Source organism: Mycobacterium hackensackense (genome assembly GCF_025822555.1).
Taxonomy (GTDB): Bacteria; Actinomycetota; Actinomycetes; order Mycobacteriales; family Mycobacteriaceae; genus Mycobacterium; species Mycobacterium fluoranthenivorans.
Genome location: NZ_JACKUC010000030.1, coordinates 1,692,810 through 1,713,775 on the forward strand (window position 1 = coordinate 1,692,810; position 20,966 = coordinate 1,713,775).

General features: G+C 65.9%; 17 protein-coding genes. All 17 read left to right on the forward strand.

Annotated elements, in window-relative coordinates; genetic code table 11:
* The first annotated feature begins 37 nt into the window (after positions 1-37).
* The 17 genes from H7J86_RS17640 to H7J86_RS17720 all read left to right on the forward strand — a co-directional run bounded on the left by H7J86_RS17640 (position 38) and on the right by H7J86_RS17720 (position 20,962).
* Complete coding sequence (locus H7J86_RS17640; protein ID WP_187097113.1) at positions 38-943, forward strand: LuxR C-terminal-related transcriptional regulator; 906 nt, start codon at positions 38-40, stop codon at positions 941-943.
* 160 nt (positions 944-1,103) lie between these two features.
* Positions 1,104-2,891: a glutamine--fructose-6-phosphate transaminase (isomerizing) gene (gene glmS, locus H7J86_RS17645; RefSeq protein ID WP_267292357.1), complete on the forward strand. Its 1,788-nt coding sequence runs from the start codon at positions 1,104-1,106 to the stop codon at positions 2,889-2,891.
* A gap of 39 nt (positions 2,892-2,930) precedes the next feature.
* The gene (locus tag H7J86_RS17650; RefSeq protein ID WP_267292359.1) at positions 2,931-4,466 is read left to right on the forward strand and encodes an AMP-binding protein; all 1,536 of its coding nucleotides are present in this window, start codon (positions 2,931-2,933) and stop codon (positions 4,464-4,466) included.
* On the forward strand, positions 4,463-4,684 hold the full coding sequence (locus tag H7J86_RS17655) for an acyl carrier protein (RefSeq protein WP_167163282.1): 222 nt from the start codon (positions 4,463-4,465) through the stop codon (positions 4,682-4,684). The genes H7J86_RS17650 and H7J86_RS17655 overlap by 4 nt, the downstream gene beginning before the upstream one ends.
* Positions 4,681-6,069 carry a flavin monoamine oxidase family protein gene (locus tag H7J86_RS17660; RefSeq protein ID WP_267292361.1) on the forward strand — a complete coding sequence of 463 codons (1,389 nt, stop codon included), beginning with the start codon at positions 4,681-4,683 and terminating at the stop codon, positions 6,067-6,069. The genes H7J86_RS17655 and H7J86_RS17660 overlap by 4 nt, the downstream gene beginning before the upstream one ends.
* Positions 6,066-7,511 carry a KamA family radical SAM protein gene (locus H7J86_RS17665; RefSeq protein ID WP_187097109.1) on the forward strand — a complete coding sequence of 482 codons (1,446 nt, stop codon included), beginning with the start codon at positions 6,066-6,068 and terminating at the stop codon, positions 7,509-7,511. The genes H7J86_RS17660 and H7J86_RS17665 overlap by 4 nt, the downstream gene beginning before the upstream one ends.
* Positions 7,512-7,672: 161 nt before the next feature.
* On the forward strand, positions 7,673-8,353 hold the full coding sequence (locus tag H7J86_RS17670) for a hypothetical protein (RefSeq protein ID WP_267292363.1): 681 nt from the start codon (positions 7,673-7,675) through the stop codon (positions 8,351-8,353).
* 38 nt (positions 8,354-8,391) lie between these two features.
* The gene (locus H7J86_RS17675) at positions 8,392-8,544 is read left to right on the forward strand and encodes a hypothetical protein (RefSeq protein ID WP_267292365.1); all 153 of its coding nucleotides are present in this window, start codon (positions 8,392-8,394) and stop codon (positions 8,542-8,544) included.
* Between the two features lie 591 nt (positions 8,545-9,135).
* Positions 9,136-10,062 (forward strand): NAD-dependent epimerase/dehydratase family protein, encoded by a 927-nt coding sequence (locus H7J86_RS17680; protein WP_267292367.1) that lies wholly within the window; start codon positions 9,136-9,138, stop codon positions 10,060-10,062.
* Positions 10,063-10,064: 2 nt separating this feature from the next.
* Entirely contained in the window at positions 10,065-11,627 is a 1,563-nt protein-coding gene (locus H7J86_RS17685) for a sugar transferase (protein WP_267292369.1), read from the forward strand.
* A gap of 66 nt (positions 11,628-11,693) precedes the next feature.
* Positions 11,694-12,671, forward strand: a complete 978-nt coding sequence (locus H7J86_RS17690) for an NAD-dependent epimerase/dehydratase family protein (RefSeq protein WP_267292371.1) — start codon at positions 11,694-11,696, stop codon at positions 12,669-12,671.
* A 20-nt stretch (positions 12,672-12,691) separates the two neighbouring features.
* Positions 12,692-13,783, forward strand: coding sequence for a glycosyltransferase family 4 protein (locus H7J86_RS17695; protein ID WP_267292373.1), 1,092 nt, complete (start codon positions 12,692-12,694; stop codon positions 13,781-13,783).
* Entirely contained in the window at positions 13,780-14,931 is a 1,152-nt protein-coding gene (locus H7J86_RS17700; RefSeq protein WP_187097103.1) for a glycosyltransferase, read from the forward strand. The genes H7J86_RS17695 and H7J86_RS17700 overlap by 4 nt, the downstream gene beginning before the upstream one ends.
* Positions 14,928-16,268: a glycosyltransferase family 4 protein gene (locus tag H7J86_RS17705; protein ID WP_267292375.1), complete on the forward strand. Its 1,341-nt coding sequence runs from the start codon at positions 14,928-14,930 to the stop codon at positions 16,266-16,268. Before H7J86_RS17700 ends, H7J86_RS17705 begins: the two co-directional genes overlap by 4 nt.
* Complete coding sequence (locus tag H7J86_RS17710; protein ID WP_267292377.1) at positions 16,261-18,423, forward strand: heparinase II/III family protein; 2,163 nt, start codon at positions 16,261-16,263, stop codon at positions 18,421-18,423. The genes H7J86_RS17705 and H7J86_RS17710 overlap by 8 nt, the downstream gene beginning before the upstream one ends.
* The gene (locus tag H7J86_RS17715) at positions 18,420-19,757 is read left to right on the forward strand and encodes a nucleotide sugar dehydrogenase (protein WP_267292379.1); all 1,338 of its coding nucleotides are present in this window, start codon (positions 18,420-18,422) and stop codon (positions 19,755-19,757) included. The genes H7J86_RS17710 and H7J86_RS17715 overlap by 4 nt, the downstream gene beginning before the upstream one ends.
* Positions 19,754-20,962: a glycosyltransferase family 4 protein gene (locus H7J86_RS17720; RefSeq protein WP_267292381.1), complete on the forward strand. Its 1,209-nt coding sequence runs from the start codon at positions 19,754-19,756 to the stop codon at positions 20,960-20,962. Before H7J86_RS17715 ends, H7J86_RS17720 begins: the two co-directional genes overlap by 4 nt.
* Positions 20,963-20,966 lie beyond the last annotated feature (4 nt).

The window sequence follows — 20,966 nt, forward strand, 5'->3', positions numbered from 1 at the left end:
ATGTCCTATCCGGCGCCCGACAGGTCGAGCCAGTGAGATGGAGTCCAGCACCGGTGATCTGACCGTTACGACACCGCACGTAGCGATCGCGCCAGCCGACGTCGCCGACGATCTCGCCGAGGCGTCGCGCGGCCATTCGTCGGGAAACGGCCGTCGATCAGCTAACCCGAGATCATTTCCGGTCCGCCGTGACGAGCCGCTCGGGTGGGATCTGGCGTCGAACGGCCGGTGGGCAGAGACTCGCCAGGAATTGGCCGACGGGCTGACGTTGCTTCACGACGTGCGGGTGTTGATCGTCGACGACTGCACCCTGTACCGCGATTACCTGTACGGCGTCCTTGCCGCGCACGGTGCGGTGGCACCGGGAGTGGCCTGGGATCTGCCGTCGCTGGTCGCTGCGTTCGACTCGACACTGCCGCGGGTGATACTGCTGAACATGGCGTCTCGGGACAGCGCGACGCTGTTGCGTCATGCGCTGGCCTTGGGCCCGCACCTGCGTGTGGTGGTGCTGGGGGTTTCGGAGGATGACGAATCGGAGATCGTCGCCTGCGCCGAGGCGGGCGTGGCGGGCTATCACCTCCGAACCGAATCGCTCGACGATCTCATCGAGTTGATCCGCAAAGTTGCTGCAGGAGAATCGCTTTGTTCGCCGAGGGTCTCGGCCATCCTCCTGCGCCGACTGTCGGCGCTGGCGTCACAGCGACCGCCGGCGTCCAAGGAACTAGTCCTGACCGCTCGCGAGATCCAGATCTTGCGGATGCTGGAACTGGGTCTCGCGAATCGGCAGATTGCCGAAGAACTCTGCATTGCCATCCACACCGTCAAAAATCACGTGCACAGCCTGTTGACCAAGCTCGGCGTGAGCACACGGGCGCAGGCCGCGGTGATCGCCCGCACTCTGCTGGTACCCGAGGATCCCCCCGGGTACCAATCCGGGATCTAGTCCGCGATTCAATCTGGAATTCGCTCTGATGGTCCATGTACCAATGCCTTTCGGCACCCGATAGTGAAGTGGTGTTTGGGGGATTAACTCAGGAGGCCGCCGAATGGTCGCTGGTGGCACACGATCAGAGGTGCGCCGAATCCGACCGCGGGGTCCGATGATGTGCGGCATCATCGCATGCCGGACGGAAGGCCCTGCCGTCGAATATCTTCGGGTGGGACTGCGCCGGCTCGAGTACCGGGGATATGACTCGGTCGGCATGGCGCTGCGGACGACCGGTGGCGATATCGCCCGACTTCGAACGACCGGCCGGATCGGAGCCCTGGAGGCACTGCTCGACGATTGGGCGGGCCCCCGGTTCGACGGGGCCGGGATCGGCCATACGCGGTGGGCGACCCATGGTGCGGTGACCGAAGGTAACGCCCACCCCCATGTCGACTGCGCCGGACAGATCAGCTTGGTGCACAACGGGATCGTGGAGAACGCGGCAAGCCTGCGAGCTGAACTGGTGGGTGCCGGACACACATTCGTCACCACGGTCGACAGCGAAGTTCTGTGCCATCTGATCGAGGACGAGCGGCGGCACGGCACTGATCTGCTCCAGGCGCTGCAGGACGCACTGTGCCGGGTGCACGGCTCATGGGCACTTGCGGTGCTGGAGCAGGGCAGCGGCCGAATCATCGTCGCCGCCAAGGGTTCCCCGCTGGTGGTCGGACACACGGCAGAAGGCGACTTCGCCGCGAGCGATATTGCGGCAATCGCGGATTGGGTCGACGAATACCGGGTACTCGGTGACGGCGATATCGTCGAACTCGCACGCCCCGACAGTTGGCGTCGCGGTGGGATCGTCATACCGCCGCCGGCACTCACCCGCTGCCCGTGGCGCGGCCGGGATGTCGAGTTGAACGGCTACGCCGACTACATGGCCAAGGAGATCGACGAACAACCCGAAGCCGCGGCCCGGGTGCTCGACGAACTCGCGGACGGCATCGCCAACGGGGCGATCTGGGAGCAGCTGAACCTGCCGCCGTTCGAGCGACTGCGGGTGATCGGCTGCGGGACGTCACTGAACGCCGGGAATGTGCTCGCCAACCTGGCGCGCCGGCTCGGCGGGATCCCCACGACCACGGTCGCAGGAAGCGAAGCGGCAAAAGAAGTTCCGGATACGGCGCAGCTGGTTGTGGCCATGAGTCAGTCCGGCGAGACGGCCGATGTGTTGCGCGGGGTGGAGTCTTGCGCGGTCGGTCGTTCGCCCGTGCTCGCACTCACCAACAACCCGCAGTCCACGCTGGCCCGGCTGGCAGACGCCGTCATCGGAAGCTCGGCCGGACCCGAGATCGGCGTGGCCGCCACCAAGACTTTCATCTGCCAGATCATCTCCGCCGCGGCGCTGATGATCTCGGCTCTGGTGGGTATGAATCGGGTGTCGGCCCGCTCGGCTGCGGCGCTCGTCGACGATCTCCGTCGCGTGCCGGACCAGCTGGCCGCCGCCAGTGCGGTCGCCAAATGCGTCATCCCGCCGCTCGTCGACCAATTCGCAGCCGAGGCCGGATTCATCTTCATCGGACGGGGCCTGGGGCTTCCCTACGCGGCCGAAGGTGCGCTCAAACTCAAGGAACTCACCTACAGGTGGGCCGAGCACTATCCGGCCGGAGAACTCAAGCACGGCCCGCTCGCTCTGGTCGGTGTGGGCACACCCGTGATCGTCATCGACAACGGCGACCCGAAGCTCGCCGGTAACGTCGCGGAGGTTCGAGCCCGCGGTGGTCATGTCATCACGGTCGGGGGCGCTGGTGGCGCCATACCGGTCATCGATGATCCCGCCGCGCCGTGGGGCCCGATCGCGGCGACGGTACCGCTACAGATACTGGCCCGCACGATGGCGCTGGCCTTGGGTCACGACGTGGACAAGCCACGGAATCTCGCCAAATCCGTGACGGTCGAGTGAATCGGGAGCAGTGCCATGAATCCGATCGGAGCGGTCACCATGACAAGTTCATCGACCACGTACGGCGACGTGGTCGATGACTTCGCCGCCGCGGCCCGTGACTGGCCGGATCGCATCGCCGTCCTGCACAACGGGAGGGCGATCAGCTACCACGCACTCGCAGAACGCATTCGGGAGACGGCAATGTGCTATCGCGCCGGTGGAGCGGGGAGTTCGTCGCGTCCCGTCGGCGCCCTGGTCACCCATACGCCCGCGATGGTGGAGCACCTGATCGGGATATTGCAGGCCGGCGCAGCGTACAGCCCGATCGCAGCCGCCCTCCCGGATGCCCGGATACAGAGTCTGGCCGCGGTGCTCGGTATCGGTCATCTGTATGCCACCGTCCCCGGCATGTGCGGAACGGCGGAGCTGCCCGTCAAGACGCTCGACAAGAACATGGCGGCAGCCGATACCGAATCACCACAGCCGAGGTGTCGGCCGGCTGACGCGGCCTACGTGCTCTGCACCTCGGGTTCGACCGGAGTGCCGAAACCGGTCGTCGTATCACGTGATGCGCTGTCGGTCACGGTGCGGGCGTTGCGCCGGCTCTTCGATCTCACGCCTGACGACCGCGTGCTCCAATTCGCCTCGCTGGGCTGGGACACCTGCCTGGAGGAGATACTGCCCGCACTGACATCCGGCGCAGCACTGGTTTTCGACGATATCGCGCACTCCGGTTCATTCCCTGCCTTCGTGCGCATGCTGGCCGAGCTCGGTATCACCGTGCTCGACCTGCCGACGGCATTCTGGCACGAGCTGGTGTTCTTCCTACACGAAGAACATGCGACGTTACCGGCCTGCGTCCGGCTGATCGTGATCGGCGGCGAGCGGGTTGATCCGACCCGGCTGCGGCAGTGGCGCGAACTCGGCATCGGTCACGTCACACTGCTGAACACCTACGGTTGCACCGAGACGACCATGATCACCCATGCCGTCCAGCTGGCTGGTCCCGGGACCGAGCCGGAAGTCGCGGCCGAGGCTGCCGAGGCGCCGCTCGGCCGCAGGCTGCCGCATGTGCGCGACCATGTCACCGACGAAGGTGAGCTGCTGGTGGCGGGCCCCAGCCTGGCAGACGGCTACCTCGGGTCTCCGGAACTCACCGCGGCGGCATTCCCGCTCGCCGATCACGACTGCGGACCGCAACGGTGGTTCCGCACCGGGGATCTGGTCGCCCGCGGGGAGAACGGTCTGCTGTATCCGCGCGGCCGCATCGACGAACAGGTGAAAGTCTCTGGTGTGCGGGTACATCCGGCCGAGATCGAGACGCAGTTGATCACGCACCCCGCTGTCGGAGGCGCGGTCGTGGTCGGTGAACGGGTACTGGGCCGCACCTCGTTGGCGGCGTACGTGGTCGCGGTCGCGCCGACCACCTCGGGTGAGCTCAAGCACTACCTACGTCAGCGCCTGCCGAGCCAATTCGTGCCCAGCAGAATCTCATTCGTCACCTCGATGAAGTACACCACGAGCGGAAAAGTCGATCGAGCGGCAACGCAGCGGGCCGCCGAGGACCACCGAAGCCAAGGAGCAGAGCGATGAGCGCAGATCATATCGTCGAGATCTTCCGTAGGGTGCTCAACACCCGCGAGGTGGGTCCGCACTCCGACTTCTTCGAACTCGGTGGTGATTCACTGTTGGCCACCCGGGTGCTCAGCGCGATCGCGCGGGACTTCGGGGTGGAGCTGTCATGGGACGACTTCAGCGAAAGCCCCTCGGCGGAGGGGTTGTTCACCAAAGTGATCGCGGTGGCGCAATGACCACAGCGGCCGGCATGCGCATTCTGGTCGTCGGTGCTGGTCTGGCGGGATTGACGGCGGCGCTCGATCTGGTGGCCGCGGGCGCGGAGGTGACCGTGCTGGAGGCACGGGACCGGGTGGGTGGTCGCATCCACGGCGTCTCGATGCCCGGTGGTGTCATGGCCGATGGGGGCGCTGCGTATCTCGGTGCACGGCACACCGAACTGCTGGCACTGGTGGGCGAGCACGGGCTCAGACTGGTTCCGGCCACGATGATCGGGGACAGCACCTTCCTGCTGTCGGGCCGCCGGACCACCAGTGCCAGTCGGATGCCCCCGCTGGACGCGGTTGCGCTCGGTGGCATGTTCGATCGGCTCGACGAGCTCGTGGCCGACGTCCGGCCGGATGCGCCGTGGCAGAGCTCACACGCGGGCGCTCTCGACCGCCTGTCGGTGGCAAGCTGGCTTGCCCAAGAGGTCCGACATCCGGACGCGCGGACTTTCTTCCCGTTGTTTCTCGGCGAGATGATGGCGGCCGATCCGGCCGCGATCTCCGTCCTGCACATGGCTTTCTATCTGCGGTCCGGTGGGGGTGTCCGCTATCTCAACGCCTTCGAGGGTGGGGCCCAGGAGTGGCGGATCGACGGCGGCGCGCAGCTGCTGTGCCAGGCGCTCGCCGAACGGCTCGGCGCACGGGTTCGGTTGGGGCAGCCGGTGTGCGCGATCGACCAGAGCGCCGGCGACGTGGTGGTGCAATGTGATCCGGAATCCGGGGCGCGGTCTCGGTATCGAGCGGACCGGGTGGTGCTCGCCGTGCCACCGCTGTTGGCGCAGCGAATCGAGTTCCGGCCCGCTCTGCGTGCGCTGCGCGCGACGGCGGTCACCGGCCGCGGTTGCGCGGTCAAGGTGCAACTGGGTTATCCGGCCCCGTTGTGGCGTGAGTTCGGTTTGTCGGGATGGTCGGTGAGTACGAACGGGCCCTTGCTGTCCACAGTCGACGATTCTCCGCCGGATGGCTCAGCCGGTGTGCTGACCGGGTTTGTCACCGGCGCGGCGGCAACCGCATTCTCCGCGCTGTCGGCGACCGCACAACGGGATGCGGCCCTGGCGCACATCGGCCGGATCTTCCCGCAGTTGCCGGCGCCGACGCAGTGCACCGTGACGGACTGGCTTGCCGAGAAGTACAGCAGGGGATGCTATGCCGCCCTGTTCGGTCCGGGCGACTGGTTGAACCTGGGGCCGACGCTGACCGAGCCGCACGGCCACGTGCACTGGTGTGGCACCGAAACCAGTCTGGAATTCTTCGGGTTGATGGAGGGTGCGATCAGATCGGGCCGGCGGGTCGCGGCCGAGCTGATCCACGGCGACGAACGGACACCCGTGTCGGAGAAGGTGCTGTCCCGATGACGTCACTGACCGAAGCCATCGAACCCGAGCGGGCCGGATTCGCCGCGGCGGTAGATCAGCCGTATTCCTATGTACGCAGCCAGCTTTCGGAGCCGGACTGGCGGCGCTACCCGGGCTGGGCGCTGGTCACCGAGGCGCAGTGGCACGATCCGCAATGGCAGCGAGCACACTCCGTCAAGACCATCGGCCAGCTCCGCGCGGTGGTGGGCGACCTGCTCGACGATCGGTTCTACGCCGATCTGTCCGCCGATCAGCAACAGCGGGCGACCATGTCGATGTTGGTGCCGCCGCAGATGCTCAACACCATCGCCGCGCACTGTGCGCCGGAGCGCCGTTGGTTGACGGAGGCCTTCTACACCGATCCGGTCCGGCGCTACATGCTGCCGGTCCTCAGCGACCGCGAGCCGGTATGGGAATCGCACCCCTACGCCGAACGGGATTCGTTGCACGAAAGCGATATGTGGGTGGTGGAGGGACTGACCCACCGGTACCCGACCAAGGTGCTCGCCGAGCTGCTGTCGACCTGCCCGCAGTACTGCGGGCATTGCACCCGGATGGACCTGGTCGGCAACTCCACACCCACGATCAGCAAGGCCAGGCTGACGCTCAGCCCAGCCGAACGGCAGGGCCGCATGCTGGATTACCTGCGAGCCACGCCGTCCGTGCGTGATGTCGTGGTATCCGGCGGTGACGTGGCCAATGTGCCCTGGCCACGGCTGGAATCGTTTGTCGCGCAGCTACTCGACATCGACACCATTCGTGATATCAGGCTTGCGAGCAAGGCGTTGGCCGCGCTGCCCCAGCATTGGCTTCAGCCGAAGGTCGTCGACGGCGTCGGTCGCGTCGCTCAGCTGGCCGCCGCCCGTGGCGTCAACCTCGCGCTGCACACCCATATCAACCACGTGCAGTCGGTGACTCCGCTGGTTGCCGCGGCGGCGCGGGCTCTGCTCGGTGCGGGGCTGCGAGATGTGCGCAACCAGGGCGTGCTGATGCGCGGAGTGAATGACACCGCTGACGATCTGCTCGACCTGTGCTTCGCCCTACAGGGCGAAGCGGCAATCCTGCCGTACTACTTCTACATGTGCGACATGGTGCCCAGTGCCGAGCACTGGCGGACCCCGCTGTGGCAAGCGCAGCAGCTGCAGTTGTCGATCATGGGCTATCTGCCGGGTTTCGCGACACCGCGAATCGTCTGCGACGTCCCGTATGTCGGTAAACGGTGGGTTCATCAGGCGGTCCGCTACGACCGCGACCTGGGGATCTCCTACTGGACCAAGAACTACCGCACCGGTTTGGACGGTGCGGATGTCGGTGCCCTGAACCGTGTCTACCCGTTCTACGACCCGGTGGGCAGTCTGCCGGAATCCGGGCAGGCATGGTGGCGGGACAACGACTCACCGCACGTTCGGCCGGTGACGTCAACGGCGTGCGGGGACCGATGACAGCCGAGGTGAGTCCGATCACGGACGCCGACATCGCGGTGGCCGCGGAGTTCCTCCGGACCAATCACAACGACCGGACTCCTTGGACCGCATCGTGTTCGGCTCCGTGGGAGGATAAGGCCCCCAATCATGGATTCATGCTCCGTGACGGGGAGCGCGTCGTGGGCGTCCTTCTGGCTCTGTACTCCGAGCGGTTGGTCGCGGGCCGGCTGGAACGGTTCTGCAATATGGGCTCGTGGTGCGTGTTGCCCGAATACCGCGGCGAGAGCATGTCGCTGCTCAACGCGATGTTGGCGCAGGAGGGCTTTCACTTCACCAGTCTGTCCCCGAAAGAGGGGCCTCGGGAGATTCTGGCCTGGCTGAAGTTTCGCTATCTGGACACCTCGGCCGCTCTCATTCCCAATCTGCCGTGGCCGACCTTCCGGTGTGGCACGAGGATCAGTGCCGATCCGGATGTGATCGAAAGGTCGCTGGTCGGATCGGGGCTGGCACTCTACCGTGACCACGCACAGGCGCTCGCGGCCCGGCACCTCGTCCTGACCCGTGGTCAGGAGTCCGGCCACGTCATGTACCGGGAGTTCCGGTACATGGGCGCACTGGGCTACGCGATGATCCTGCATGTCAGCAACCTCGACCTGTTCCACCGTTCGTTGATCCCGCTGACCCGGCACTTGTTGGTCAGGCGGGGACTGGTGGCGACCCTGGCTGAGTTGCGCACCATCGAGCACCGACCCTTGCTGTCGTTCAGCCTGAACAACAGGCCGAAGATGTACTCCAGCCCGAGTCTGGAACCGAAGCAGATCGACTACCTGTACAGCGAGCTTGCGTGCGTTCCGTGGTAGTCGATCAGCCAATTCGCCTGTGCTGAGAGGTGATTGCCATGGTGGGAATTCTCGTGGGTGCGGTAGCGGTTGTCGGCATCGCCGTCGTGGGAGTGTTCGGGATTCTGATAGCGGTCAACATCGCACTGCTGTTGCGTCTTCGATCGAGAATCCCGCAGTGCCGGCTGTGGGAGTCCACCGATTGGTGGTGAACGGCACACCAGGCCGGGTTCCTTCGGCGACGCGGTGTTGCCGAGTCGCGGCATTGCTGAGCGTCGATGCGGCTGTTCGCCGTTGAGCGGTAACGAGACTCATCGCACCGCTGATCTGATTGTCGTCGTGCGGGTCGACGATCCGCGAGGATCTAGTTCGCATCGCCCGAAGGACCAGGTCTCGGGAGGGTGAGAACCGGATCCGCCGGCCATCCCACCGGCCTGACCAAATCATGTTCGCGTGCTGCGGATTCGACCCGCGGCACCTCGGTGTTCCGGTCATCCGATGCACTGCTGGATGACGTGCGTTCACCTGGCGTGATAACGACCGTGTCCATCCGTGCGCCGTCGGCGGGTGGTGCTTTGCCCGCGGGCTTCTGAATATGTGTTGCTGCAAGCACTTCCGTGCCGTCTGGCGCACCGTGGCTAGTTCCTGGAACTAGATCGGGATTCAACCGAAAGATCGCTCCGACGGTCCATGTACGGGACCGGTGGGGGACCCGATAGTTAAGGGGTGCGTGACGAATTAGCTGTTGACGGCGGTGGGGGATCGCCGGCGTGGCTCACCGCGGTGTCGGGGACGGATGTGCCATGCGGTCTCTAGTCACCGGCGCGGCCGGATTCATCGGCTCCACGCTCGTCGACCGTCTGTTGGCCGACGGCCACCAGGTCATCGGAATCGACAACTTCACGGCGGGCACCGTCGCGAACCTGAAGGACGCGATGAGGTGGAACGAGCGCAGACCCGGACAGTTCAGGCTGATCTGCCTTGATGTTCAGGCACCTGAGCTCGCGGGAGTGGTCGCGGGGGCCAACCCGGACATCATCTTTCATCTGGCGGCGCAGATGGATCCGCAGGTATCGGTCTTGGATCCGCAATTCGACGCGCGCAGTAACGTACTCGGCACGATCAATCTCTGTGAGGCAAGCCGCCGGTCCGGGGTTCGGCGAATCGTCTACGCGGGTTGCCGGGAAGCCCGGTACGGCATCGGTGCGGGACGGCCGCCTGAGGGGAGCGGCCGGACCAATCCGGTGTCACCACATGGGGTCGCCAAAGTCGCCGCTGAGATGTATCTGTGCGCCTACGCCGAGATGTACGATCTGGCCCCGCTGTGCCTGGCCTTGGGCAGCGTCTACGGTCCGCGTCAGAATCACCGTGGCCCGGGAAACGCCATCGCGGCTCTGGCGAGTGCCATGATCGCCGGCGGTTCGCAGATCAGGGGCTGGGACGACATTCGTGCCGGTGACTACGTGTACGTCGATGACGCGGTGGACGCACTCGTACGCGCCGGTCATGCGCCCGTGCAGATCACCGGCACATGCGATATCAGCACCGGCACTCCCACCCGGTGCCCTCTGGAGTGGACTCCCCTGGTCGATCTCCCGGACGGGATCGCCCGGACGGTCCGTTGGCTGACGGACCTCACGGCGACTGATCCGACTTCGGAATGCGAAGAACTCTCACGGAAGAAGATCTCCGCAGAGCGTATTTCGCACAGCGTGGATCTGGTGGGCTGACCATGGCACACCTCAACACCGTCAGTCAGGGTCCCGGCAAGCGTGCGATCGCCGGACAAGCCCGACGGGCGGAGCCGGCGGCCCGACGAGTTGTCATACCGCTCAGCGAAGTCGGCAGCCCGCCGGAGGCCGTTACCGAGCGCCTACGTTGGCAGCGGCAGTACGTCACTCGGCTACGCGTGACCGACACCGCCGTGGTCGCCGGTGCCGTGATGCTGGCGCAGTATGTGCGATTCGGCAGTACCGTCACCTCACCCGGACCAGTGAGTCACCTTGTGACCGCCTTCTCGGTCGTGATCGCCGCGCTGTGGTTGTCGATGCTGGCGGGCTTCCATACCCGGTCCGCCAAAGTGGTCGGTGCAGGAGCCGAGGAGTATCGGCGAGTCGTCAACGCGTCCCTTGCGACCTTCGGGGCCATGGCGATCGCCGAACTGGTGGTCAAGCTCGAGCTTTCCCGTGGTTACCTGGTAGTGGCACTTCCGGTCGGGACGTTGGGTCTGTTGCTGGGCAGGTGGGTCTGCCGGAAAGTCGTTGTCCGCGAACGGGGTAAGGGCAGATGCCGGACGGCGGTTCTGGCGGTCGGCGAACGAGACGCGGTGGCGCACTTGGTCGACGAATTGGTCGACAATCCGTCGGACGGCTATCACGTCGTCGGGGTGTGCATCCCGGGATACCGGGGCGTGCAGGGTGAATTCCTCACGGTCGCAGGCCTGGACATCCCGATCGTGGGTGACGAGAACTGCGCTGTGCCGGCGATCAGGACATGCGGTGCGGACACGGTGGCAGTGGCGGGTACCGGACACTTCGGCGTCCATCGAGTCCAGCGGCTCATCTGGGAACTCGAGCCGATGGGTGTCGACCTGATGGTGTCGCCCGGGGTCGTCGACGTGGCATTGTCGCGTCTGGCGATGCGGCCGATGTCAGGTCTACCGCTGTTGCAGGTCGAGAAGCCGCAATATCGGGGCGCCAAGTGTTTCCAGAAGCGAGCGTTCGACTTCTGCTTTGCCTTGGCCGCGCTCACGGCGACACTGCCCATCCTCGTCGTTGCGGCCACGGCCATCAAGCTCACCAGCCGAGGACCCGTCTTCTACGCTGCGGAGCGCATCGGCATCAACGGGAAGCCGTTCTCGATGCTGAAATTCCGCAGCATGGTGGTGGGTGCCGATCAACAGCTCGCGAGCCTCTCGACGATGAACGAGAGTGACGGCCTGCTGTTCAAGATTCGCGATGATCCTCGGGTCACCCCGGTCGGCCGCATCCTGCGCCGATTCAGCATCGACGAGCTGCCGCAGTTCATCAATGTGCTCCGGCAGGAGATGAGTGTCGTCGGCCCACGACCACCGTTGCGGCCCGAAGTCGAGTCCTACGACTGCGATGTGCTGCGCAGGCTCCTGGTCAAGCCCGGTATCACCGGGTTGTGGCAAGTCAGCGGACGCTCGGATCTGTCCTGGGACAGGTCTGTTCGCCTCGACCTCTCCTATGTCGACAACTGGTCGATGGTGGGTGATGTCCTGATCATCGCGAAGACTCTGCGAGCCGTCTTGGCTCGCACAGGTGCCTACTGAGGGGGTCGACGTGACGTTCGAGATCGTGAAACCCACACGTGTGTATGGAAAAGGAGAGTGACGGGAATGCGGACACTCGTCACCGGCGCAGCCGGCTTCATCGGTTCCACTCTGGTCGACCGGTTGCTCGACGAGGGGCACCAGGTCGTCGCTGTCGACAACCTCAGCACCGGCATCGCCGCCAACCTCGACCACGCCCGGAGCCGCTTCGGGTCGGCCGGGAACCGGTTCATCTTCCGTCAGCTCGACATTCGCGCACCGGAGTTGATCGAGATCATGGCGGCGGCCAGGCCCGACGTGGTGTTTCACCTCGCAGCGCAGGTCGACTTGCGCGCCTCGGTCGCCGACCCTCTGCACGACGCCGGCTGCAATGTGCTCGGGACGATCGGTGTGCTGGAGGCGTGTCGGCATGCCGGTGTCGAACGAATCGTCTACGCCGCATCGGGCGGATCCCGCTATGGGGCACCGACCGCTCTTCCGGTGAGCGAATCCACGCCTGCCGATCCTCGATCACCTTATGCCGCTGCGAAATTCGCCGGTGAAGTCTATCTGTCCTGTTATGCCGAGCTGTATGGTATGTCGGCAATCCGGCTGGCCTTGGCCAACGTGTACGGACCTCGACAGAATCCGCACGGTGAGGCCGGGGTGATCGCCGTCTTCGGCAGCAGGATGCTCGACGGTCGACCGGTCACCGTGTTCGGGGACGGGACAGCCACCCGCGACTATGTCTACGTCGACGACGTTGTCGACGCGTTCGTGCGCGCCGGCCGGGCACCATCGACAACCGGGGGAATCTTCAATATCGGGACCGGGCGGCAGACGACCACCAACGAGGTGCATCGCCTGATCTCCTCGGCTCTGGGTGCGACGGCACGACCCCGTTACGCACCGGCCCCGGCGGCAGAAGTACAGGCCATCGCGCTCGACGTACGCAGGGCCGAGGAGGCACTGGGCTGGGTGCCGGCCGTCGCCGTCGAGGAGGGGATTCGCCGCACCCTCCAGTGGCTGCGTGCCGGTTCGAAGCCCGAGCTGGTCGAGGCGTAGAGGTGGGAGGGCCGGCACCGATGACCGACACGGCTGCGCGACGTGCACTGTGGGTCTCCACCAGCACCGCGACCAGGGGCGGTATCGCCTCCTACGTACGGGCCATGCAGCAGACACCGTTGTGGAGTGAATGGGAGGTCCGCCACGTCGTCACGCACCGCGATGGCTCGACCACACAGAAGATCGCGACATTCGCGCTCGGAGTGGTGCGGTTCGTCATCGAACTGATCCGGTTCCGGCCGAACGTGATCCACCTGCATTCCAGCGCCCGTGGCAGCTTCGTCCGGAAAGCCCTCCTGCTGTGGATCAGCCGGCCGGCCCGGGTACCCGTCGTCCTGCACATGCATGGTTCGGCTTTCCAAGCGGACTGTGAGCAGGCGCCGCGGCTCATCCGGGCGGCGATCGGGGCGACCCTGCGCCGGGCCGACGCCTTCGTCACGCTCGGCGACCTGTGGGCCGCCCGGATGCAGGTGACCGCTCCATCCGCGCGGATAGTCGCGATTCCCAACGCCGTGCGTCTGGCGGACCGCAACGCCCAGCCGCCGCCGGGTGCGCCCGTCAACGTGGTCTTCCTGGGCCGCATCGGCGATCACAAGGGCACGTTCAGACTGCTCGACGCCTGGGCCAAGCTGGTGTGTGAGCCGGGGTTCAGCACGCCGCGCGGACACCTGGCGACCTTGACGATCGCCGGGGACGGCGAGGTGGAGAAGGCTCGTCGGTACCGCCGCGAGCTCTGCCTGGAAGACACCGTCGACGTGCACGACTGGCTGTCGGAGCGGGAGACCGGTGAGCTGCTCGACCGCGCTCACGTGTTGGTGCTGCCATCACGAAACGAGGGCCAGCCGATGGCGGTGCTGGAGGCGATGGCCCGCGGTGTGTGTGTCGTGGCCACCGACGTAGGTGGACTACCGGAAATGATCGGCGGGGAGTGCGGTCTGCTCATCCCGCCGGAGGACACCGAGGCGATCGCCATGGCACTGCGCACGGTCGTCTACGACCATGACCTGCGTGCCCGCTATGGGGCGGCCGCCCATGCCAGGGTCCGGGATCACTTCGACACCATCCGCATCGCGAGTCGGATCGACGCGCTCTACCGGCAGGTGTGCCGATGAGCGGACGACCGATCCGGGCACTGTTCGTCGTTCCACTGTTGGGAGCGGGCGGCGCTGAACGACATCTGACCACGGTGCTGCCGCGGATGGATCCGGCGCGGTTCACACCGTCGGTGGTCTGCATCGGTGGCGAGGGCGATCTCTTCGCCGATCTGGGTGCCGCCGGCATCGCGGCGACGGCACTGCACCTGCGAAAGTGGCAAGCCGTTCGTGCACTGCGCGAGCTGATCTCGATCATCCGGCGGGACCGGCCCGACCTCGTGGTGGTGTCGGGTTACAACGCAGAGACTCTCGGCCGCATCGCCGCCCGCATCGCCGGGGTCCGGCACACGATCATGTGGGTGCACAACGCGAGTGAGATCACCCCTCGCGGAGTTCTTCATCGCGCCGTGGACCGTGGCCTGATCCGCTGGACGAGCGGCTATTTCGGTGTCGCCAAGGTGCAGCGAGAATTTCTGGTCCAGGAGCGCGGATATCCCGCGGGAAAGATCCGCACCATCCACAACGGCGTGGATCCGGCGCTGTTCGACACTGCCACCGACCGCAGCGTCCTCACCGAATTCGGGGTGGATCAGGGCGACCCGGTGGTGGGCATCCTCGGTTCGCTGCGGCCGGAGAAGGACCACGAGACGTTCCTGCGGGCCGCGCGCATCGTGATCGACGAGGTGCCTCGGGCGAGGTTCCTGGTGGTCGGCGACGGCGTGTGCCGTTCCCGGCTCGAAACATTGTGCGGTGCCTTGCGGATCACGTCGAACGTGCATTTCGTCGGTGCCCGTGCCGATGTGGGCCGAATGCTCTGCGCGATGGACGTCTTCGCGCTGACCTCCACCACCGAGTGTCTCCCGATGGCTCTGCTGGAGGCCATGGCATGTGCCCGTCCGGCGGTCTGTACCGCCGTCGGCGGAGTGGTCGAGGTGGTCGAGGACGGAACGACGGGATTTCTGGTACCGAAACAAGACCCAGCGCAGCTGGCGGCCAAGATCGTCGGCCTGCTGTCGGACCCGCACCGGGCGCGCCGCATGGGGAGGGCGGGGCGCCGCCGCGTTGAGACCGATTTCGGTTTGGACCGCAGCGTCGAAGCGGCCCAACGGGAGATCGAGGATCTGCTCAACGCCGAGTACACACAAGTAGGGGGAGTCCACGCATGAAGAAGCGACACATACTGATCCTCGTCGAGAACCTATCGGTGCCCTTCGACAGGCGCGTCTGGCAGGAAGCCCGGGCCCTGACGCGGGCGGGGTTCAAAGTCACCGTCATCTGTCCCAAAGGGGTCAACCAGGACACCGAGCCGGAGGAGACGATCGAGGGTGTCCGTATTCTGCGTTACCCGTTGCGGGCGGCGACCGGCGGCCCGGCGGGGTATCTGCGCGAGTACCTCCTCGCCCTGTGGCACACCTTGCGGCTGGCGATCAAAGTCCGCCGGACTGCGCGTATCGACATCGTTCACGCGTGCAACCCGCCGGATCTGCTGTTCCTGATCGCGGTGGCTCTGCGCCCCGGTGGCGCGCGCTTCGTCTTCGACCAGCACGACCTGGTGCCGGAACTGTTCCTCTCCCGCTTCCCGAACGGTGGGCGGCTGCTCTACCGGTTGACCCGCTACGTCGAGCGGATGACCTATGCCGCAGCGGATGCCGTCATCTCGACCAACGAAAGCTATCGGCGGGTGGCGATCGAGCGCGGTGGAATGTCACCCGACCGGGTCACGGTGGTGCGCAGCGCACCGGACCTGAACCGTTTCAACCTCCGGTCCCCGGACACCAGCCTGCGCAGGGACAAGCGCCATCTGCTGGCGTACCTGGGCGTGATGGGACCTCAGGACGGTGTCGACTATGCGCTTCGGGCCGTGCAGCGTCTGCGCGACGAGATCGGGCGCGACGACTTCCGCTGTATCTTCATGGGCGCCGGCGATGTATACGGTGACATGGTCTCGCTGAGTGCAGAACTCGGCGTCGACGATATCGTCGAGTTTCCCGGCCGGGTGCCCGACGCCTATGTCGAGCGCTGCCTGTCCACCGCCGATGTGTGTCTGTCGCCAGACCCGTTGAATCCTCTCAACGATGTGTCGACGATGAACAAGGTGCTCGAATACATGGCGATGGGGCGCCCCATCGTCTCCTTCGACCTCGCCGAGGCGCGGGTATCTGCCGGTGACGCAGCGGTATACGTGCCGGGTAACGATGAACTGTCCTTTGCCCGAGCAGTCGACGCACTGTTGCGCAACCCCGAGCAGTGTCGACAGATGGGGGAGCTGGGGCGCCGCAGGATCGAAGAGGAGCTGTCCTGGGAGGTATCGAGTCGGGCGCTGGTCCGGTTCTACGCCGAGCTGTTGGGTGTCCAGCCCAGCGAAGAGCCCAGCACCGTCGATCTGCGGCCCGCCGTGACGCCGATCCCGCTTCACCGGAACAGGATTCCCGTCCAACGGGTCGGTGCGCGGGAGCCCGTCCTGCGCGCCGGAGCGGCGTTGGAGGAACCGACAGGTGTCTAAGCTCACCTGGTATGCCGGCCGCGCGACGGCGATGTCGCCCCGCGAGGTGCTCTGGCGCGCCCGGCGCGTGGTCGACACCCTGACCAACCGGGATGGATTGCGTGAGTGTGCCGACTCCAGGATGCTGACGGATTTCGACTCCGACTGGACCGCGTTGCTGCAGGATTTCCGCAACGGTATCGGCAGGCCGGTTCTTCTCGATCAGGAGCGGGCCGGCGAGGTGCAGAGCCAACACCTCGCGCAGGTCGGCCGGCTCCTGATCGAGGCCGACCGTGTACTTGCCGGCGATCGCACCTATTTCGGCTATCGCACGGTCAATGTCGGGCGGGCCGTCGATTGGAACCATGACCCGATCGCCGACTATCACTGGCCGGCTGTCGCAGGCAGCAGGATCGACCATCGGGTCGGCCGGCGCGACCCGAAATGGATCTGGGAACTCAACCGCCTACAGCACCTTCCGCTGTTGGCGCAGGCATGGCTCTACACCGACGAATCGCGCTACAGCGAAGCGGCCTTCGCGCACCTCGATTCGTGGCTGGACCAGAACCCGGTCGGCTGCGGCATGGCCTGGCGGGGCGCGTTCGAAGTCGGCGTTCGGGCGATCTCGGTGGCCCTCGCCGTACAGGGACTCCGCAACGCACCGGCAATGACGACATCGAGATACCGCCGTATCGTCCGGATGCTCGATGCCAGTGCACGGCACTGCTGGCATGCGCGCTCGCGGTTCAGTTCGGCCAACAACCATGTGGTCGGTGAACTGGCCGGATTGGTGACCGTTCATCTGATCTTCCCCGAACTGTCCGCTCCCGCAGCGTTGTACGAGCGTGCAATGGACACCCTCACCGAGGAAGCGGACCGACTGATCCTGCCCGACGGCGCCGGCGCCGAGCAGTCGGTCGCCTATCAGATCTTCACCGCGGAATTGCTGGCGGTGGTCGTGGCACTGCTACAGCTCAGTGGGGAAAGGGTGCCGGACCGGTTGACCGAGGCGCTCGACCGCGGTGCGGCATACCTGGCATCCCTGGTCGGTACCGAAGATCCGGATCCCCGGTATGGGGATGATGACGACAGTTTCGCGGTGCGGCTGGGTGCCGAACACAAACGCACGGTCCGCGAGCATCTCGGGATCGTCGGGGCGGTCACCGCAAATGCGACCGCTGCCAGATACGGACACCCCACCCTCACCTCCGCCTGGTTCGGCAACGCGTTGTGCACATCCACCGGCCGGCCGGGTGCGGGCGGCGACGATCCGACGCCCAGCGCCTATGCGCCGAACGGTGGGCTGGTGGTGCTGCGGCACGGCCGCCGGCGACTCACGATGGATGTGGGCCCCCTGGGCTATCCGGCGACGGCGGCGCACGGGCACGCGGACGCGCTCGGCATCACGCTCAGCGTCGAGGGGCGCGAGGTGGTCACCGATCCTGGGACGGCCAGCTTCTACGGGGACCCTGCCGTGCGCGATATGCACCGCGGTACCCGCACCCATGCGACGGTGTGCGTCGACAACGTGGACCAATCGTTGATCGGCGGACCGTTCTATTGGCGGAGCCGGGCCCACACGACCGTGCACTCGGTCGATCTCGACCGCGGCATCGTCGACGCCGAGCATGACGGATACCGCCGGCTCGACGACCCGGTGGTGCACCGGCGCTGGCTCATCGCACCGGCCGAGGATCCGGCGGTGATCGTCGTCGACCTGATCTGCGGGCGGTCAGATCATGACGTCGCGGTGTCGTGGCCGCTGCACCCCGATCTGGTTTCGACACCCACGCGGACGGGTCAACGGATCACCCGTGACGGCGCGCCGGTGCTCGAACTCTGTTACGCCGCAACGACGACGATCTGGCCGGAACAGGTACGGGCGGACGGCGCCTCGAATCTGGGGTGGTGGTCGGACCGGCTCGAGGCCAGAACACCGGCTTGGCTGGTCGGAGCCCGTTGCCGATCCGGCGCGCCGGTGGCGATCCTGTCGGTGCTTCATGTCGGCGACCCGGGGGTGACGGCCGCGCCGCGCATAGTCCGAGAAGGTTCGGCACTCAAGGTCAGCTGGTACCAGCAGGACGGCCGGCGCGGATTGACGATCGACGCCGGCCGGCGAGGTGCTGTGTCCGGTGTGTCCCTGTCACCGTCGATGGGATTGGTGGGTAAACGATGAGCGATACCTTGTCGCATTCGGTCAGTGTGTTCGGGCTCGGCTACGTCGGGTGCATCAGCGCGGCGTGCTTGGCCTGGCTGGGGCATCGGGTGATCGGAGTGGATGTCAACCCGGACAAGACGGAGGCGCTCCGCCGGGGGGTGTCTCCGGTGGTCGAGGAACGAATAGGCGAGCTCATCGCCGAGGTCGTGGGTACCGGAGATCTCAGTGTGAGCACTGATCCGGTGGCCGCTGTCGCGAGTACGGATCTCTCACTCGTCTGCGTCGGTACACCCTCTGCCCACGGTGGGGGGTTGTCGACCGCCTACCTGGAACAGGTCACCGACGAGATCGGTGCGGCGCTGGCCGTGAAGCAAGGGTGGCACGTCGTCGTCTACCGCAGCACCATGGTGTCGGGTACCTGCGAGAACGTCCTCATCCCGCGGCTGGAGTCGGCCTCGGGTAAGCGGGCGGGACGGGACTTCGGAGTGTGCGTGAATCCCGAGTTCCTGCGCGAGGGCACGAGTGTGCGCGACTTTCTGGATCCGCCGAAAACGGTTGTGGGGACCTCTGATACCCGCAGTGCGGAGATGGTCTTGGGCCTGTACGACGGGCTGCCGGGCCCGCGGTTCCAGGTCCCGATACCGGTGGCCGAGATGACGAAATACGTCGACAACAGCTTCCACGCCCTCAAGGTCGGCTTCGCCAACGAGATCGGGGCCATCTGTTCCTCCTTGGCGTTGGACTCGCATGCAGTGATGGATATCTTCCTGGCCGACACCAAACTGAACATCAGTACCGCGTATCTGCGACCGGGATTCGCATTCGGCGGCTCCTGTCTGCCGAAGGATGTCCGCGCACTGACGCACGCCGCGCGCCGAAACGATCTCGATGTTCCGCTGCTGGCGAATCTGCTGACATCCAACGAGAGTCATATGCGACGCGCCGTCGATCTGGTGCTGGCCAACGGTCGGCACAAGGTGGGGATCTTCGGATTGTCCTTCAAGCCGGGAACCGACGATCTTCGCGACAGCCCGATGGTCGAGCTCACCGAACGGCTGATAGGCAAGGGATTTCACGTCAAGATCTACGATGCGACCGTCATGCTGTCCCGGTTGACCGGAGCGAACCGTACGTATATCCGCCAGCAACTGCCCCACCTCGGCGAGCTTCTGACCGACGATGTCGACGCGGTGCTCGACCACGGCGAGGTGCTGATCATCGGGTCGCGGGAACCCAGGGTTGTCGAGGCGATCGCACGGGCCGGGGCGGACCGGCTCATCATCGACCTGGTGCGGCTGCCCGATGCCGGGCAACTGCGGGGTGCGCCGAACTACCAGGGTATCGGCTGGTGACCGAGGTGCCGTCGGTGGTGCGCACCGTCCCGGACAGCAGCACGAGGCCGGGACTGAGGATCGTCATGGTCGGGCCGTATCCGCTCGAACCCGGGCTGGTGCGCGGTGGAATCGAGTCGGTGACAAGCACACTCGTCCCGGCCCTGGCGGAGCGCGACGATGTGGACAGTGTGACGGTGCTGCGCTTCCACGATGGTGACGCACCGGCCGAATACCGGCGTGAGGGCCCGAAGGTCGAGGTCCACTGCGTGCGCGGGCAACGCCGATTGCGGGCGATCACCAGATCCTTCCTGGACGTGCGCAAGGCCCGCTGGCTGGTGGCGCAGGTGGACCCCGACGTGGTGCACGGACAGGAGATCGGACTGTACGGCGATATCGCACAGCGCTGCCGCGCGGACGCCGTGATCACCGTGCACGGTGTGACGTTCACCGACACATCGCCGGACACCCTCGATGACGGAAGCCTGCAAGGCAGATTGCGGGACAGACTGATCCGCCGGTTGGAAAGGCGGGTGCTGGGTCGCGCCAAGGTCGCCATCTCCATCTCCGACTGGGACTCCCAGGTCCTGGATGCGCCGATCCGGGGCACCCGCGTGAGCATTCCGAATCCCGCCGGAGCGGAGTTCTTCGCCTTGGCGCCCCCGAAACCGACTCAGCCGCACCTGCTTTTCGCCGGTGTTTTCACACCCCGTAAGAACCCGGTCGGTCTGGTCAGTGCCTTCGCCCGCGTGCAGATGTCCGTACCGCAGGCTCGTCTCACACTCGTCGGCCCGCAGCCCGACCCGGCTTACGCGAAACTCGTCGAGGATCGGGTGCGCGACCTCGGTCTCGAAGACTGTGTCGACATCGTCGATCTGGTCGGCAACGAACGGATGCGGCGCGAGATCTCCAGCGCCCGGGCGGTCGTGTTGTTCTCTCGCCAAGAGACCGCGCCGACGATCCTCGCGCAGGCGATGGCGGCGGGCAAACCGGTCGTGGCGAGCCGGGTCGGCGGGGTGCCGGAAATGGTGCAGGACGGGGAGACCGGATTTCTGGTCGACCCCGACGATGAGGTGACACTCGCCGATCGAATGGTGAAACTCCTTGCCGATCAAGAGCTGTCGCTCGAGATGGGCAGACGCGCACACGAGGTTGCGGTGCAACGGTACACCGCGGCTGCGGTCGCCGAGATGACCGTCGACGCCTACCGGAAAGCCATGGCATAGGAGC